This window comes from Sphaerotilus natans (assembly GCF_900156335.1).
GTDB lineage: Bacteria > Pseudomonadota > Gammaproteobacteria > Burkholderiales > Burkholderiaceae_C > Sphaerotilus > Sphaerotilus natans.
The window spans coordinates 78836-96355 of sequence record NZ_FTMZ01000008.1; the positions used below are offsets into that span (position 1 = coordinate 78836).

The 17520-nt window shown below is 75.2% G+C and carries 2 protein-coding genes; both read right to left on the reverse strand.

What is annotated here, in order from left to right; translation table 11 throughout:
* Positions 1–13: 13 nt before the first annotated feature.
* The gene (locus BW996_RS09370) at positions 14–5887 is read right to left on the reverse strand and encodes a type I polyketide synthase (RefSeq protein ID WP_051631625.1); all 5874 of its coding nucleotides are present in this window, start codon (positions 5885–5887) and stop codon (positions 14–16) included.
* Positions 5888–5912: 25 nt separating this feature from the next.
* The gene (locus tag BW996_RS09375) at positions 5913–17501 is read right to left on the reverse strand and encodes a type I polyketide synthase (protein WP_051631626.1); all 11589 of its coding nucleotides are present in this window, start codon (positions 17499–17501) and stop codon (positions 5913–5915) included.
* Positions 17502–17520 lie beyond the last annotated feature (19 nt).

Genomic DNA, 17520 nt, shown 5'->3' on the forward strand with positions numbered 1-17520 from the left:
CTCTTCAGCGGGTTCAGATCGATCCGGTCGTCCAGTCGGCATCGGCTTCGGCGGCTGCCTCGTTGCCGTGCCCACGCTCCGGGGTCGCGGAGACACCGAGCGTTGCCATCAGCTCGGCGACGATGTCGCCGACGCTCAGCCCCTGGAGGAAGCGCGCGAACGGGATGTCGACGCCCCAGTGGCGGCGCAGGCCGTTGCGCAGCTCGACGGCCATCAGCGAGTCCATGCCCAGGGCCAGCAGGCTCTCGTCGGCCGGAACGCTCTCGCCGCGGGGCAGCCGCAGCACGCGGGCGACCTGCGCGGTGACATGCCCATGCAGCCACGCCGGCCGGTCGGCCGGTGCGCAGCGCTCGAACTGCTGGCGCGGCGTCGCGACGGGCACCTCGGCCGCGGCGGGCGCGGTCGTCTCGCCCGCGGTCACGGGCACCGTGCCGCTCTGCGGGCGTGCCTGCGGCATCCCGACCGTGTCGGCCAGCAGCTCGGCGAACAGCGCCGGCACGACCGCGGCATGGCCGCGCATGCGTTCCCGGTCCAGTGGCATCACCGCCACCTGCGCCTGGGCCGATCCGAGCAGCCGGCCCAGCACCGCGAGGCCCTGCGTCGGCTCGATGCGGCCATGGCCCTGCGTCGACAGGTGCCGGGCACGGTCGGCGTCCATGCGCGCGGCCGCCCCGACCTCGGACCAGATGCCCCAGGCGATCGCCACGGCCGGCCGCCCGGCCGCACGCCGCTGCTGGCACAGGGCGTCGAGCGCGCTGTTGGCCGCCGCGTAGGCGCCCAGGCCCAGGTCGCCGGTCAGCGCGGTGATCGAGGAGAAGGCGACGAAGAAGTCCAGGGGGCGGTCCCGGGTGAGGGCGTCCAGGTGGCGGGCGCCCAGCACCTTGGGCGCGAGCACGGCCGCGAAGCGCTCCGCATCGGTCTGCAGCAGCAGGCCGGTGGTGTCGCTGGCGGCTGCGGCGTGCAGCACGCCGGCCAGCGGATGCGCCGCCGCGATGCCGTCGAGCACCGCCGCCAGCGCCGCACGATCGGCGACATCGGCGACCCGCAGCTGCACCTGCCCGCCTTCGGCCGCGACCCGGTCCTGCAGCGCCGCCAGATCGCGGGCCTGCTCGGCCGAGGGTTCACGCCGCGCCAGCAGCAGCAGGTGACGCGCGCCTTGCCCGATCATCCAGTGCGCCACCGCCCGGCCCAGGCCGCCCAGGCCGCCGGTGATCAGGTAGGTCGCCTCGGGGCGCAGCGGCAGACGGGGCGATGCGGGCTCCTGCTCCTCGTGGCGCACCAGCCGGGCGACATGGCGATGACCGCCCCGCAGCGCCAGGCGCCTTTCTGCCGGCAGCGTGTCGGGAGCCGCCAGCGCCGCCAGCAGCGCCTCGGCCTGTGCGGCCGCCGGCGCCGCGCCATCCAGGTCGATGCAGGTGCAGGCCAGCTCGGGGTGCTCGACGCCGATCGCCGCCGCCAGTCCCCACCAGGCGGCCTGGTCGGCGCCCTGCAGCCGGTCACCGTCCTGCACCGGCTGCGCGTCGCGGCTCACCAGCCACAGCCGCGGTGCCGGGCCCGGCCGGGTGGCCAGCGCCTGCACCACCGGCAGCACGGCCGTGGCGACCTCGCAGGGCCCGGCCGTCTCGCCCGCCAGGTCGGGCAGGCAGATCACGCCCTGCAGGTCGGGCATCTCGGCCAGCCGCCGACCGAGGTCCGCGTCCGTCCGTGGCGCGAGCACCATCTGCCGGCCGTGCCCCTGCAGGCCCGCGACCAGCCGCGCGCCCAGGCCATCGGCATCTCCCAGCACCAGCCAGCCGCCCGGCTGCACAGGGGGCTCAGGCGTCAAGCTCGGCCCGCGCGGCGCGCGCGCCAGCAGCAGCACCTGCCCGAGCGCGCTGTCGGCCAGCGCGGCCGACGGGCTGGCGACGACCGACTCGAAGCCGGCCTCGGCCAGCAGCGCCTCCCAGGCCGCGACCGGCAGCAGCGGATGGCCCTGGCGCTCGTCGGCGGCGCGCCACCAGCCTTCGGTCAGGCCGAAGCTCAGGTCGATCCAGCGCCGCGCGCCGCTGGCCTCCACCAGCACGAGCAGCCCGCCCGGGGCGAGCAGGCTGCGGGCATGGCGCAGGCTGGTGCGCAGATCCTCGGTGGCGTGCAGCACATTGGCGGCGATCACGATGTCCTGCTGCCCGGGCAGGAAGCCCTGGGCCGCCGGCGGGCGCTCGATGTCGAGCGCAGACAGCACCAGGCCGCCCGAGGCCAGGTGGTGGGCAAAGCGCTCGCCGGCCTGCTTGACGAAGGCCCGCCCCTGGTCGGTGAAGGTGTAGCGCAGCCGGCCCGGCAGCCGCTCGGCGAGCCGGGGCAGCAGCGCGGCGGTCGTGCCGCCGGTGCCCGCGCCGATCTCCAGCACGCGCAGGCCCCGGTCGGTCGGCAGCGCCTCGATCGCGCGCCCGATCGCCGTCTCGACCAGCGTGTTCATCAGCCGCGAGGCCGCCGTCTCGCGGTAGAGCCGCTCGGCGGTGTTGTCCTGGAACAGCAGGTCCAGCGCCTGGGCCTGGCCGCGCAGCAGCGCCGGCAGCGCCGGCGCGAAGCGGGTCAGCAGCGTGCACTCGATCGCCGCTGCCGCACCGACCTGCCCGGGCAGCCCGGCCGCCCAGGCCGCCAGATCGATCGCCGGTGCGTCGCGCATCACCCGCCAGCGCGGCCCCTCGCGCTGCAGCCAGCCGTCCTCGGCCAGCATCGCCAGCAGCCGCGCGAAGAGCCGGCGGTGGGCCGGCACCACGCCGAGCGCCTGTGCGGCTTGCGCCTCGTCCCAGACCTGGCCTTCACGCAGCGGCCAGCCGCCTTGCGCGAACAGGGCCAGCACCGGGGTGCTGCAGGCCTGCTCCAGCCGGTCGATCGCCTCCAGCGCCGGGCGCAGGGCCTCGCCCTCCATCTGCCAGGCGACTTCGGCCTGCAGCAGCGGCGCAAGCGGCGTCAGCGGGCGCAGCGCCGCGGCCGCCTCGCCCCAGCGGCCCTGATCGCGCCAGACCGTGCGGTGCAGCAGCGCCTCGGCCGGGGATGCGGACGCGGTCTGCGGCGAGGGCGCCGGCCGGGGCGCTGGCCCGCGGTCCGGTTCCGACGCCGCGGCCCAGTGACGGCTGCGCTGAAAAGGATAGGTCGGCAGCGATGAGGGCGCCAGCGCCCGCCCGGGCGCGCACAGCCCGGCGGCACGCCAGTCCGGCGTCACCCCGCGCACCAGCAGCGCGGCAAGGCTGTCGCGCATGCGGCGCTGGTCGTCCTCGCCTTGGCGCAGGCTGGGCACCAGCAGCGCCGTCGGGCCCGGCTCGGCGCCACCGGCCAGCGCCTCGATGACCGCGCCGGCCATGCCCGCCAGCGTCGCCTGCGGGCCGATCTCCAGGAACAGCCGGCAGCCCTGCGCATGCAGCGTGGCCACGCCGTCGGCGAAGCGCACCGTCTCGCGCAGGTGGCGGCACCAGTAGGCCGGATCGAGCAGCTCGGCCTCGACGCGCCGGCCGCTCAGCCCGGAGACGACCGCAATCTGCGGCGGCGACAGGCGCACGGTCGCCAGCACCGCCGCGAAATCGCCGAGCACCGCATCGAGCAGCGGCGAGTGCGCCGCCACCGGAATGGCCAGATCGCGCACCGTCAGGCCCGCGGCCTGCATCGCGGCCGCGACCCGCGCGACGCTGTCGGCGCCGCCCGAGATCACCACGCTCTGCGGGCCGTTGACCGCCGCCAGGTCCACATCCTCCAGGCCGGCGATGAAGCGGCGCGCCTGCGCCTCGTCGGCGATGGCCGATAGCATGCGCCCGGGGGCTTGTGCCATCAGCCGGCCGCGCGCGATGACCAGCCGCAGCCCGTCCTCGACCGACATCACGCCGGCCACGCAGGCCGCGGCATAGTCGCCCAGGCTGTGGCCCAGCACCATCGCCGGCACCACGCCCCAGTGGCGCCACAGCGCCGCCAGCGCGCACTCCAGCGCGAAGTTCGCCGCCTGGCCGCAGGGGTGCGACTCGATCAGGTCGCGGTGGGCCGGCGGCGCGGCCGGGTAGAGCAGCTCGACCAGCGAGCGCCCCAGCTCGGCCTGCATCACCGGCTCGCAGCGCTCGATGACCGCGCGGAACACCGGCTGGCCGTCGAACAGCGTGCGGCCCATCTGCAGGTACTGCGCTCCCTGGCCGGCGAACAGGAAGGCCAGCTTCGGGGCGCCCTGCGGCGGCACCGTGCCGTGGTGGACCTCGGCCTCGTCGGCCGTCGCGTGGTCGTCGGCCCAGGCGCGCAGGCGCTCGCCCAGCGCCGCCGCGCTGTCGCCCACCAGGGCCAGCCGCTGGCCGAAGGCCTGGCGCGAGGTCGCCGCGCTTGCGCACAGCGCGCCGAGGGCGGCGTCGGGGGTGCGCGCCAGCAGGTCCGCATGGCGGCGGGCCAGCGCGCGCAGCGCCTGCGGATGGCGCGCCGACAGCGTCAGCAGCTGCCAGCGCTGGGCGTCGGTCGCGGCCGCGGCCGTGGCTCCCGCCTCATCCTCAGCCACCGCCGGCGCCTGTTCGATCAGCACATGGGCGTTGGCGCCACCGAGACCGAAGGAGCTGACGCCGGCGATGCGCGGCCCGGGTGCCTCCGGCCAGGGCATCAGCGTGTCCGCCACCCGCAGCCGGCCGTCGAGCCAGTCGATGTGCGTGCTGGCCTGGCGGAAATTCGGCTGCGGCGGCAGCCGGCCGTGCTGCAGCATCAGGACGACCTTGATCAGGCCGATGACGCCCGCGGCCTCCTCCAGGTGGCCGATGGCGGCCTTGACCGAGCCGACCGTCAGCGGCTGCGCCGCATCGCGTGCACCGAAGACGCTGGCCAGCGCCCGCATCTCGATCGGATCGCCGAGCCGCGTGCCGGTGCCGTGGGCCTCGACATAGCCGACCTGCGCCGGCTCCAGCCGCGCATCGGCCAACGCCTGGCGGATCAGCGTGGCCTGCGCGGTGGCGCTGGGCACGGTCAGGCCGCTGCTCGGGCCGTCATGGTTGGTCGCGCTGCCGCGGATCAGCGCCAGGATCGGATCGCCCGCCGCCTGTGCATCCGACAGGCGCTTGAGCACGACCAGGCCGCAGCCTTCACCGCGCCCATAGCCGTCGGCGGCGGCATCGAAGGTCTTGCAGCGGCCGTCCGGCGCCAGCGCCTGCAGCTGCGACTGCACGACATGGCCCAGCGCGGTGACCATCAGGTGGCTGCCGCCGGCCAGGGCCAGGTCGCTGCTGCGCCGGCGCAGGCTCTCGCAGGCCTGGTGCACGCTGATCAGCGAGGCCGAGCAGGCGGTGTCGATCACCAGGCTCGGCCCCTGCAGGCCCAGCACATAGGACAGCCGGCCGGCGGCGAAGATCGGGCTGTTGCCGGTGGTGGCGTGGGCCTCGGCGCGCTGTGCTTCGTCGATCAGGCCGAGGTACTCGCTGGGCGTCACGCCGACGAAGACGCCCGAGCGGCTGTGGCGCAGCGAGGCCGGCGCGATGCCGGCGCGCTCCAGCGCCTCCCAGGCCACCTCCAGCAGCAGGCGCTGCTGCGGGTCCATCAGGGCCGCCTCGCGCGGCGAGATGCCGAAGAAGGCCGCGTCGAAGGCCGCGATGTCGCCGTCCAGGAAGGCCCCGTCGCGCACATAGGTCTTGCCGGGGGTGGCCGGCTGCGGGTCGTGGCAGGCGTCGCGGTCCCAGCGCGCGGCCGGCACCGGGCCGACCTGGTCGGCGCCGGCACACAGCCGCTCCCAGAAGGCCTCGGGGCTGTCGGCGCCCGGCACGCGACAAGCCATGCCGATGATGGCGATCGGTTCGTGCTGCTGGTCCTGCAGCGCCTCCAGGCGCTGGCGGGTCTTCTGCAGGGCCTGCAATGCCTTGACCAGCTGCGTTCGGGTGTCAGGTGCGGTATCGCTCATCGGCGTTCTTTTCAAGGATTCAGTCTCAGTCGTCGAGCCGGGCCAGCTCGTCGTCGATCAGCGCGCCCAGCTCGGCCTCGGAGAGCTGATCGAGGTCAAGGTCATCGAACGCATCGGGCGCGACCGCCGCGACCGCCGCGGCCGGCGCATCGATCGCCACCGCGCTTTCGGGCTCGACCTCGGGCTCGGCCAGCATCTCGGCCAGCAGGTGGTCGCGCAGCTGCGCCACGCTCGGGTACTCGAAGGCGATCGTCGAGGGCAGCGGCAGCTCCAGCGCCCGCGACAGGTGGCGGCGCAGCTCGATCGTCATCAGCGAGTCCATGCCCAGATCGCTGAAGCCGGTGTGGCTGTCGGGCAGCTCGGTCAGGCGCAGCGTGTCGGCCACCGCCTGCTGCAGCCAGCCCGTCAGGATCTCGGCGCGCTCCGCGCCCCGGACCTCGGCCAGTTGCTGCCGCAGCGGCACAGGCGCTGCGGTCGTCGTCGCCCCGGCGCCAGGGACGGGCGATGAGGATCCGGCGGGCGTGCCCGGTGGCTGCAGCGCCGCCAGCGCGGCGAAATACGGCAGCCGCCCCACCTCGCCCGAGCTCCGCAGGTAGGTCGCCCAGTCGATCGCCATGACGCCCAGATGGGCCGGTGCCCGCGCGCCTGTCGCCATCAGCGCCTCCAGCGCGGCCAGGGCCTGCTCCGGGGCCATGGCCGTCAGGCCGCGACTGACCAGCTCGGCGCCGCGCTCGCGCATGAGCTGCGCGGCCGCGCCGATGTCGGCCCAGGCGCCCCAGTCGATCGCCAGCGCCGGCAGCCCGAGCGCGCGCCGGTGGGCCGCCAGCGCATCGAGCGCGGTGTTGGCCGCGGCGTGGTTGGCCTGGCCCCGGTTGCCCAGCAGGCCGGCCGCGGCGGCGTACATCACGAAGAAGTCGAGCCGCATCCCCGCCGCCTGCGTCAGCCGGTGCAGGTTCCAGGCGCCGCGCACCTTCGGCCCGAGCACGCGGTCCAGACTCGCCCCGTCCTGGTGCAGCACCGGCCGGTCATCGAGCACGCCCACCGCATGGACCACGCCCCGCAGCGGCCAGCGCGGGTCGATCGAGGCCAGCAGCGCCGCCAGCGCCGCGCCGTCGGCGACATCGCCGGCGGCCACGCGCACCTCGACCCCCTGAGCCGCCAGCGCGGCCAGCCGCGCCTGGGCCGCCGCATCGGGCGCACGCCGGCCAAGCAGCAGCAGATGGCGTGCCCCGCGGGCGACGAGCCGATCGGCCGTGGCCAGGCCCAGCCCGCCGAGCCCGCCGGTGATCAGGTAGGTGGCCTGCGCCTCGCAGCGCAGCGCCTCGGTGCCGACCGACTCGATGCCCACGCCGGCCTCGGCCGCGCTGCAGCGCTGCAGCCGTGCCCGGTGGCGCCGACCGCCGCGCAGCGCGATCTGGCGCTCGCGCCGCTCCACCGGCACGCCGTCGCAGGCATCGAGTTCGGCCAGCAGGGCCTGCGCGTCCGCGTCCACGTCGCTCCGGACACCGGCCCGGGCAGGCAGGTCGATGCGCACCGCGCCCAGCTCGGGGTGCTCCTGATCGAACACCCGGCCCATGCCCCACAGGCCCGCCTGTCGCCAGCCGGACATTTCCTCGCCGGGCACGACCGCCTGGGCCGCGCGGGTGGCGCAGACCAGCCCGGCCGGGGGCACGCGCCCCTGCAGCAGCGCCTGCGCCAGCCGCAGCAGCGAGGTGCCGGCCGGCGCCATCGCGGCGACCGGATCGACCGCCTGTGCAGCATCGACGGAATCATCGAGCGCACGCAGGTGCACGACGCCATGCAGCGCAGGCATCTGCGCGATCAGGGCGCCGAGGTCGGTCGAGTCCGCCGCTTCTGGCGCCACGGTGATGGCGCGGTCGCCCCGTCGGCGCAGCCGCTCGGCCAGCGCCTGTGCGACGCCGCCCGCGTCGCCGAGCAGCAGCCAGTCGCGCGCCACGGCCGGCGCCGGCAGCGGCCGGTCGAGCAGATCGGCACGGGCCACAATCAGCGCGTGCCCGCCTTGCTCCATCACGTCGATGTCGGCAAAGCCTTGGGCATGCAGCAGCTCCCGCCACTGTGCGGCCGTCAGCAGCGGATGGTCCTGGCGCAGGTCGTCGAAGCGCCACCAGCCGTCGGTCAGGCCAAAGGTCAGATCGACCCAGCGGCTGCGTGTGGTGACCTCCAGCAGCAGCAGCTGGCCGCCCGGCTGCAGCAGGGCGCGCACATGCGCCAGCGTCGCCGGCAGGTCGCGGGTGGCGTGCAGCACATTGGCCGCCAGCACCACGTCGGCCTGGCCGCGGGCGAAACCCTGCTCCAGCGGCGAGCGCTCGATGTCGAGCGTCTGCGCGCGCAGGAAGGGGAAGGCGGCGAAGCGCTCGCGCGCCCGCATCACGAAGGACGGGCCGATGTCGGTGAACAGGTAGTCGCAGCGCTGCGCCGGCAGGCGCGGCAGCACGCCGACCGTGGTGCCGCCGGTGCCGCCGCCCACCTCCAGCAGGCGCAGGCCGCGCTCGGCCGGCAGCGCCGCCATCAGGCGCGCGACCAGCTCGGCGGTGCGATCGTTCATCAGGCGGTGGATCGGCGATTCGGCGTAGAGACGGTGCGCGGTGCGGGTGTCGCCCTCTGGAAACAGCAGCTCCAGCGGATCGACCCGCCCCTGCAGCACGTCGAGCAGCCGGTCGCCGCAGCGCCGCAGCAGCAGTGCCTCCGGCGGCAGGCCCTGGGCGTGCGCGCCGTGATCAGCCTCGAAGCGGGCGTGCAGCGCGGCCAGATCCGGCTCGGCGGGCACGGCGCGCACGGTCCAGTCCGTCCCGGTGCCCTCGTCGCGCACCAGCCAGCCCAGCTCGCCGAGGATCTCCAGCAGCCGCCCGGTCAGCCGGCGGTGCGCCGGCACGACCCCGAGCCGGTCGGCCAGGTCGGCCACCGTCCAGCGCGCGCCCGGCTCGAAGGCCACGCCGGCCTGTCGCCAGGCGGCCAGCACCTGCGCGCCGGCCAGCGTCTCCAGATCGGCGACGCAGGTCTCATAGGCGCCGCCGCCCTGGGCCGCCCAGTCCGACGCCAGCGTGGCGGCCAGCGCACCGACCGTCTCGGCTGGCGCGGGCAGTGCGGTCACCCCATCCGGCCCGAAGGCGTCGCGCGACCAGTCGACCCGGTGCAGCCAGTCCTGCCACGGCGGATCGCGGCGGATCGCCGCCGCCGGGGCCGCACGCATCGCGAAGCCGCGCACCTGCACCAGCGGCCGGCCCGGGTCGTCGAACAGGCTCAGGTCCCAGGTGTCGGGGCCCACCTGCACCGCATGGCACCACCAGCCCTCGCCTCGGGCCGGGTGCTGCAGCACGATCGCATCGACCGCAAACGGCAGCAGCGTGCCGCCGCCCTCGTCGTCACGCGCCAGCGACGCGACCTGGAAGCAGGCGTCGAGCAGCCCCGGGTGCAGCGCAGGGTCGTCCAGCAGCACGCTGGAGGTCGCCGGCAGGCGCAGCCGGCCGAGCGTCTCGGGCCGCGCACCCGCCGGGCCGTGCCAGAGCGCCTCGATCCAGCGGAAGGCCGTGCCCAGCGCGATGTGCGCGGCCTCGCCACGGCGCCAGACCTGCTGCGGATCGCCCGGCCGGCAGCAGCGCTGACGCAGCTGCGCCAGCGACTCGCCCGGGGGGCCGATGTCCGCAGGCGCCCCCAGCAGGGCGCGCGCATGGGTCTGCAGGCTCGCCTTGCCCTGGCCCGGCAGCAGGCTGATCAGGCGCAGGCTGCGGCCCGTGTCGTCCACGCCGAGCACGATCTGCACTTGACGACCGCCATCGGTGGGCAGCACCAGGGCCTGCGGCAGCACCACCTCGCGCAGCGCGGCGGGTCCGTCGGCGTCGCCTTGCGCCAGCGCGACCGCCGCCAGCGCCATCGCCAGCTGGCAGGCGCCCGGCGAGACCACCTCGCCGTGGACGCGGTGCTCGGCCAGCATCGGCCAGCGCTGCAGGCTGAGCTCGGTCTCGAAGACCTGCTCGTCGTGCAGGGGCAGCTCGAAGCGGCGGTCGATCAGCGGGTGCAGCGCCGTGGCGGCACGTCGTGCGGTCACCGCCGGCTGGCGCGCCCAGCAGGCCTGGCGCTGGAAGGGCGTGGTCGGCAGCAGCACCCGGCGCGGCGCCGGGCTGTCCGGCGAGAGGGCCGCCCAGCGCGGCAGGTGGCCGTGCACGAACAGCGCCCCCAGGCTGGCGAGCAGGGCCGCGCGGTCGGGCACGCCGCGGCGCAGGCTCGGCAGCGTCATGCCCGAGGCCAGATCGAGCTGCCTGGCCACCAGACCCGCCAGCGCCGGATGCGGGCCGACCTCCAGGAACAGGCCGGCACCCTCGCGGCGCAGCGTCTCGACGCCCTCGGCAAAATGCACCGGCTCGCGCACCTGGCGCACCCAGTAGTCGGCGCAGGCCATCTCGGCCCCGGCCAGCGCGCCGCTCAGGTTCGACACCACCGGCAGCGTCGGCGGCGCGTAGCGGATCGTCTCGGCCACGGCCCGGAAGGCGTCGAGCATCGGCGCCATCAGCGGCGAATGGAAGGCGTGCGTGACCTTCAGCGCCCGGGCCTCGATGCCCTGGGCCTGCAGCTGCGCCACCAGTTCAGCCACCGCCTCGCGCCGGCCCGACAGCACGACGCTGTCGGGGGCGTTGACCGCGGCGATCGCCACCTGATCCTCCCGGCCGGCCAGCAGCGGGCGCACCCGATCGGGCGTGGTGCGCAGCGACACCATGCTGCCGTCCTGCGGCAGGGCCTCCATCAGCCGCCCCCGCGCCGCGACCAGCTTCAGCGCGTCGGCCAGATCGAAGACCCCGGCCAGACAGGCCGCGACGATCTCGCCCAGGCTGTGGCCGAGCATCCATTCCGGCTCGATGCCCCAGGCCCGCCACTGGCAGGCCAGCGCGTACTCCAGCGCGAACAGCGCCGGTTGCGCCTGCCCGGCGCGCTCCATCGGCTCGCCGTCGCGCTCCGGGTCGGCCGGGTGCAGGATCTCGCGCAGCGACAGCGGTGTCTCCGGCAGCGCCGCCAGCAGGCGGTCGCAGTCGTCGATCGCGGCGCGGAAGACCGGCTCGTCGCGGTAGAGCGCGCGGCCCATGCCGACCGACTGGCTGCCCTGGCCGGTGAACAGGAAGGCCAGACGCGCCCGCACGGGCGGCGTGACGCCACGGGATGTGCCCGCGGCCGAGCGGCCCTCGGCCAGCGCGCGAAGCTGCCGGGCCAGGTCGTCACGGTCATGCGCGACCAGCGCCAGCCGGTGCGCGTGGTGACGCCGGCCGGTCGCGGCCGTGTGGCACATCGCCGCCAGCGGCTGCGCGGCGTGGGCCGGCAGGTGCGTGCGCCAGCGCGTCACCAGCGCGTCGAGCGCGGCCTCGCTGCGCGCGGACAGCACCAGCAACTGCGCGCCATCGGCCTCGCCGGCATCCGCATTTGGACGGGGAAGATCGCCCGCCATCGGTGCCGCTTCCAGGACCAGGTGCGCGTTCGTGCCGCTGATCCCGAAGGAGCTGACGCCGGCGAGCCGGCGCGCCGACGCGCCCCCCGGCCACGGCAGGTTCTCCACCGGCACCTCGACCGCGAACTCGTCCCACTCGATGTGCGGGTTGGGCGTGTGGAAATGGATCTGACGCGGGATGGTGGCGTGCTGCAGCGCAAGCACCGTCTTGACGAAGCCGGCGATGCCGGCGGCCGGCTCCAGGTGGCCGATGTTGGCCTTGACCGTGCCCACGCGCAGCGGCTCGGGCCGCGTCTGGCCGAAGACCTCGCCGATCGCGCGCAGCTCGATCGGGTCGCCCAGCGGCGTGCCGGTGCCGTGGGTCTCGATGTAGGCCAGCGCGTCGGCCGGCACCCGGGCGTCCTGCAGCGCCTGGCGCAGCAGCTTTTGCTGGGCGTGCTTGCTCGGCACGGTCAGGCCGCTGGCCGCGCCGTCGTGGTTGATGGCGCTGCCACGGATGACGGCCAGGATCGGATCGCCCGCGGCACGCGCGTCGCTCAGGCGCTTGAGCAGCACCATGGCGCCGCCTTCGCCGCGGCCGTAGCCGTCGGCGGCGGCATCGAAGGCCTTGCAGCGACCGTCGGGCGCCAGCACCTGCATCTGCGACAGCGCCACATGCATCGTCGGGCTGAGCATCAGGCTGGCGCCGCCGGCCAGGGCCAGGCGGCATTCGCCCTGGCGCAGGCTGCGCACCGCCAGATGCAGCGCCACCAGCGACGAGGAGCACGCCGTGTCCACCGCCATCGTCGGGCCCTGCAGACCGAGCACATAGGCCAGCCGGCCGGCCGCGACGCTGTGGCCGGAGCTGGTGATGGCGTAGGTGTCCAGCGCCTTCAGGTCGGCGACATCGTGGATGCCGCCGTGGTTGTCCACCCCGGTGCCGATGAAGACGCCGGTGTCGCTGTCGAGCAGGTCCTGCGGCGCGATGCCGGCGCGCTCCAGCACCTCCCAGGCCGTCTCCAGCAGCAGACCGTGCTTCGGGTCCATGCCGGCGGCCTCGCGCGGCGAGATGCCGAAGAACAGCGGATCGAAGGACTCGACGTCATCGAGGAAGGCGCCTTGACGCACGTACATGCGCCCGGGCCGGGGCCGCTGCGGATCGTAGAGCGCCTCGACATCCCAGCGCGAGGCCGGGATCTCGCCGACCCGGTCGACGCCGTCGCGCACCAGGGTCCAGAAGTCCTCCGGCGTCGACGCACCGGGAAAGCGGCAGGCCATCGCGATCACCGCGATGGCCTCATCGTCACCGGCGCCCGCGCCCGCGCCCGCATCGGCGACGGTCGGCGGCAGGGCCTCGGGCCGCGGGCCCGGGCCCTCGTCCAGACGCAGGCGCTCCAGCAGGAACGGCGCCAGCGCGTCGATGTGGCGGTACTCGAAGGCCAGCGTGCTCGGCAGCGCACAGCCCAGCTCGGCTTCGAGCCGATGGCGCAGCCGCAGCGCCATCAGCGAGTCCATGCCCAGATCGGTGAAGCCGGTGGTGGTGTCGGGCGGCTGCGCCATGCCCAGCAGCGCGCCGACCGTCTGCTGCAGCCAGGCCTGCATCGCTGCGGCACGCCGCGCCGGCGCCAGCGCCCCCAGCCGCTCGCGCAGCGGCGTGTGCCCGGCCGCGTTTGCACCGGGCGCGGCCACGGCGGGGGCGGCTGGCATCAGCGTGGCGAGCAGACGCGCCCCCGGACGCGCCTCGGCCATCGCCGGCAGGTCCAGCTCGGCGATGGCCACCTGACCGTCCCAGCGGTCCGCCTGCGACAGCACGCGTTCGAGCGCGGCCAGACCGCGCTCCGGCGCCATTGGCCGCACGCCGGGGAAGGACAGCACCTCGCCGCGCATGGCCATGCCCGCGTCGGCCCAGATGCCCCAGTCCACGCTCAGCGCCGGCAGGGCGCGGCGGCGACGCCAGCGCGCCAGCCCGTCGAGGAAGGTGTTGGCCGCCGCGTAGCTGCCCTGGCCGGCATTGCCGATCAGGCCCGCCACCGAGGCGAAGCTCACCATCAGGTCCAGCGGCAGGTCCGCCGTCAGCCGATGCAGCAGCCAGGCGCCCTGGACCTTGGCCGCCAGCGCGCGGGCGATGCGCGGCCAGTCCTGGTTGAGCAGCACGCCGTCGTCGAGCACACCGGCGGTGTGGAAGACGCCTCGAAGCGGCGTGGTGCCGCTGCGCAGCGTCTCGATCAGGGCGCCCATCGCCCCGGCATCGGACACGTCGACCGCCTGCACCTGCACCGACACGCCACGGGCCGCCAGCGCATCGAGCACCGACTGCGCCTGCGCCTCCACGGTGGCGCGGCGGCCGGTCAGCAGCAGATGGCGTGCGCCCAGGTCGGCGAGCCGCTGCGCCAGGCGCAGGCCCAGCGCGCCCAGGCCCCCGGTGATCCAGTACAGCGCCTCGGCCTGCAGGGACAGCGGCTGGGGTGAAGACACCGCCAGCGCCGGCGCCCGCTCCAGCCGGGCGACATGGCGGCGGCCTTGGCGCCAGGCCACTTCGGTCTCGCCATCGGGCCGGGGTTGCAGCAGTTCCGTGGCCAGCGCGCGGGCGCGCTGCGCCGCGTTGTCGGCCGCATCCAGATCGACCAGCGCGCCCCAGTGCCGCCCCAGCTCCAGCGCCGCGACCCGACCCAGGCCGACCAACGGCGTCTGCACCAGCGTGACCGGCTGGTCCGTGTGCAGCGGCAGCGCCCGGTGGGTCGCCACCCAGAGCTTCGTGTCCGACGGCGTCTCGGCCTGCGGGGCCGACAGGGCCTGCACCAGCGTCACCAGGGTGCCCAGGCTGCGCTGCAGCCGCGTGTCCAGCGCCGACGCTGTCTCGCCATCGGCGAGATCGTCGCTGGCCGGCACGAAGACCACACCGCGCAGAGGCGCCGGCGCGTCCGTGGCAAGCATCCCGGACAGTTCCGTGGCACTGGTGCCCTCCTGGACCGTACCGACGTCAAGGCGGACCACCGTCTCGCCATGCTCGACCAGCAGCGCGGCCAGCGCATCGGCCAGCCCCTTGGCCTCGCCGACGATCAGCCAGCGCCCGGCCTGTGCCGGTGCCAGCAGCGCCGGCGTGCGCGACTGGCGTTCCCAGCGTGTCACGAACAGCGTGGACGACAGCGCATCGGCCTCGGCTTCGGCTCCCGCCACGGCCTGCGGGCGCCGGCCCGCGGGCACCGGATAAGGCTGCCGCTGGAAGGGATAGGTCGGCAACGCGACCGGCACCGGCCGCTGTCCCCCCGCCAGCGCGAGCCCGTCGACCTGCACCCCTCGGGTGTACAGCGATCCCAGCGCCATTCGCATTGCCTGCCGATCCTCGGTGCCCGGCACCAGGCTGGGCAGCAGCAGGGCGCCGGTCGATGCCGCGCCCTGCGATGCCGCGTCTTCCAGCACTAGGGCAGCCATGCCGAGCAGCGTGGCCTGCGGGCCGATTTCCACCATCGCCTCGCAGCCCAGGGCGGCCAGCGTGCGCACGCCGTCGGCGAAGCGCACCGTTTCGCGCAGGTGCCGACGCCAGTAGTCCGGGTCGGTCAGCTCGGCGCCGACCGGCTGGCCGGTCATGCTCGACACCACGGTCAGCCGCGGCGGCGCCAGCGGCACGGCCGCCACGGCCGCCGCAAAATCGTCCAGCACCGGATCGAGCAGCGGCGAATGCGCCGCCACCGGGATGTCCAGCACCCGGGTGCGCAGGCCGGCCTCGGCCAGCCGCGCCGCGATCGCCTCGACGCCGTGCGTGGCCCCGGAGATGACGACGCTCTGCGGGCCGTTGATGACGCCCAGCGCGACATCGGTGCAGCCGGCCAGGAACGGTCGCACCTGATCCTCGCTCGCCTGCACCGCGAGCATGCGGCCGTGCGCGGCCTGCATCAGCCGGCCGCGCAGGGTCACCAGACGCAGGCCGTCTTCCAGCGACAGCACCCCGGCGGCGTAGGCGGCGGCAAAGTCGCCCAGGCTGTGGCCGAGCACGACATCGGGCTCGATGCCCCAGGCGCGCCACAGGTCGGCCAGCGCGCACTCCAGCGCGAAGTTCGCCGCCTGCCCGCAGGGATGCGAGGTGAGCAGGTCCTGGTGCGCGGGCGCCTCGTCCGGGTAGAGCAGCTCGACCAGCGAGCGGCCGAGCACCTCGCGCAGCACGCGGTCGCAGCGGTCGATGCGGTCGCGAAACAGTGGCTCGTGCGCGTACAGGCCCCGGCCCATCTGCAGGTACTGCGCGCCCTGGCCGGTGAACAGGAAGGCGATGCGGGGGGCGCTGCCCTCGGCTGCAGGCTGACCAGCGCACAGCGCGGCCGTCTCCTCGCCGCGCAGCCAGGCCTGCAGCCGCGCCGCGGCCTCCTGCGGCGTGGTGGCGACCAGCGCAAGCCGGTGTGCCAGATGGGCGCGCCCCTGCTGGAGCGTGGCAGCAACGGCCGCCAGCGCGGGGCCGGACGGGCGCGACAGCGCCTCGACATGGCGCTCGGCCAGCTCGGTCAGCGCGGCCGGGCTCTGTGCGCTCAGCACCAGCAGCTGCGGCGCCAACGATGCCGGCCCGGCGTCGGCCACCGGCGCCGATGCAGGGGCCTCCTCGACGATCGCGTGCGCGTTGGTGCCGCTGAAGCCGAAGGAGCTGACGGCTGCTCGCCGGGGCGGCTCTCCGGGCCGCGCCGGCCAGGGCCGTGCCGCGGTCGGCACGACGATCGCCGCGTCGCGCAGCAGCGGGTTGAGCTCGCGCAGGTGCAGGTGCGGCGGCACGAGGCCGTGCTGCAGCGTCAGCACCAGCTTGATGAGGCCGGCGATGCCGGCCGCGGCCTCGGCATGGCCGATGTTGCTCTTGATCGAGCCCAGCACCAGAGGCTGGTCGGCGGGCCGGCCGGCGCCATAGACCGCCTGCAGCGCCTGCACCTCGATCGGGTCGCCGAGCCGGGTGCCGGTGCCATGGGCCTCGACATGGGCGATGTCGTGCGGCTGCAGGCCGGCGGCCGCCAGCGCCTGGCGGATCACCGCCTCCTGCGCCGCGCCGTTGGGCGCGGTCAGGCCGTTGCTGGCGCCGTCCTGGTTGATCGCGGTGCCGCGGATGACCGCCAGCACGCGGTCGCCGGCGGCCTGCGCCTGCGACAGGCGCTTGAGCACGACCACGCCGCAGCCCTCGCTGCGCACATAGCCGTCGGCCCGGGCGTCGAAGGTCTTGCAGCGGCCGTCCGGCGCGAGCATGCCGGCCTGCGAGAAGGCGATGCTCAGCTCCGGCGTCAGCAGCAGGTTCACGCCCGAGGCCAGCGCCAGGTCGGACTCGCCGCTGTGCAGGCTCTGGCAGGCCTGGTGCACCGCCACCAGCGAGGCCGAGCAGGCGGTGTCGACCGAGAAGGCCGGCCCCGAGGTGCCCAGGAAGTAGGCCAGGCGGCCGGCGGTCACCGCATTGGCGCTGCCGGTGCCGTAGTACAGGCCGATGTCCGGCTCGCGCGCCTGCAGCAGCTTGAAGTCGTCGCCGAAGGTGCCGACGAAGATGCCGGTGGCCGTGCCCTGCAGCCCGTCCGGATCGATGCCGGCATGTTCCAGCGCTTCCCAGTGCGTCTCCAGCAGCAGCTTCTGCTGCGGATCCATCGCCGCCGCCTCGACGGGCGCCATGCGGAAAAAGGGCGCGTCGAACCGGCCGATCTCCCGCTCCAGGAAGCCGCCGAAGCGCGAGCGGATCTGCTGCGGCCCGTCGCCGTGCAGGGTTGCGACATCCCAGCGCTCGGGCGGCACCTCCGAGATCGCGTCCACGCCGCCTGCGAGCAGTGCCCAGAACTCGTCGGGCGTCGTCACCCCGCCAGGAAACCGGCAGGCCATGCCGATGATCGCGATCGGCTCGACCCCGTGCGGGCGGTTGGCTGCGTGCCCGGTGACGCCGTTGCCCGCCGGCTGGCGCAGATGCCGGATCAGCGCCTCGGGCGTGGCGTGGCGGAAGAACAGCAGCGGGTCGAGGTCACGGCCGAGGCGCTGGGCCAGCCGTGCGCGGATCTCGCCCAGCTCGCGCGAGCCCAGCCCCATCTCGCGCAGCGCCCGGCGGCGCAGGTAGAGCCCGCTGCGCGCTTCGCCCAGCACCTCGCGCACGGTCAGGTCGACCAGCGCAGGCAGATCGGCATGAGCAGTCTCATGCGCCAGGTCGGCGGAAGGTGTCGGGCGTGCGGCGGAGCGGTTCATGGAATCACCGGGGTCAGGA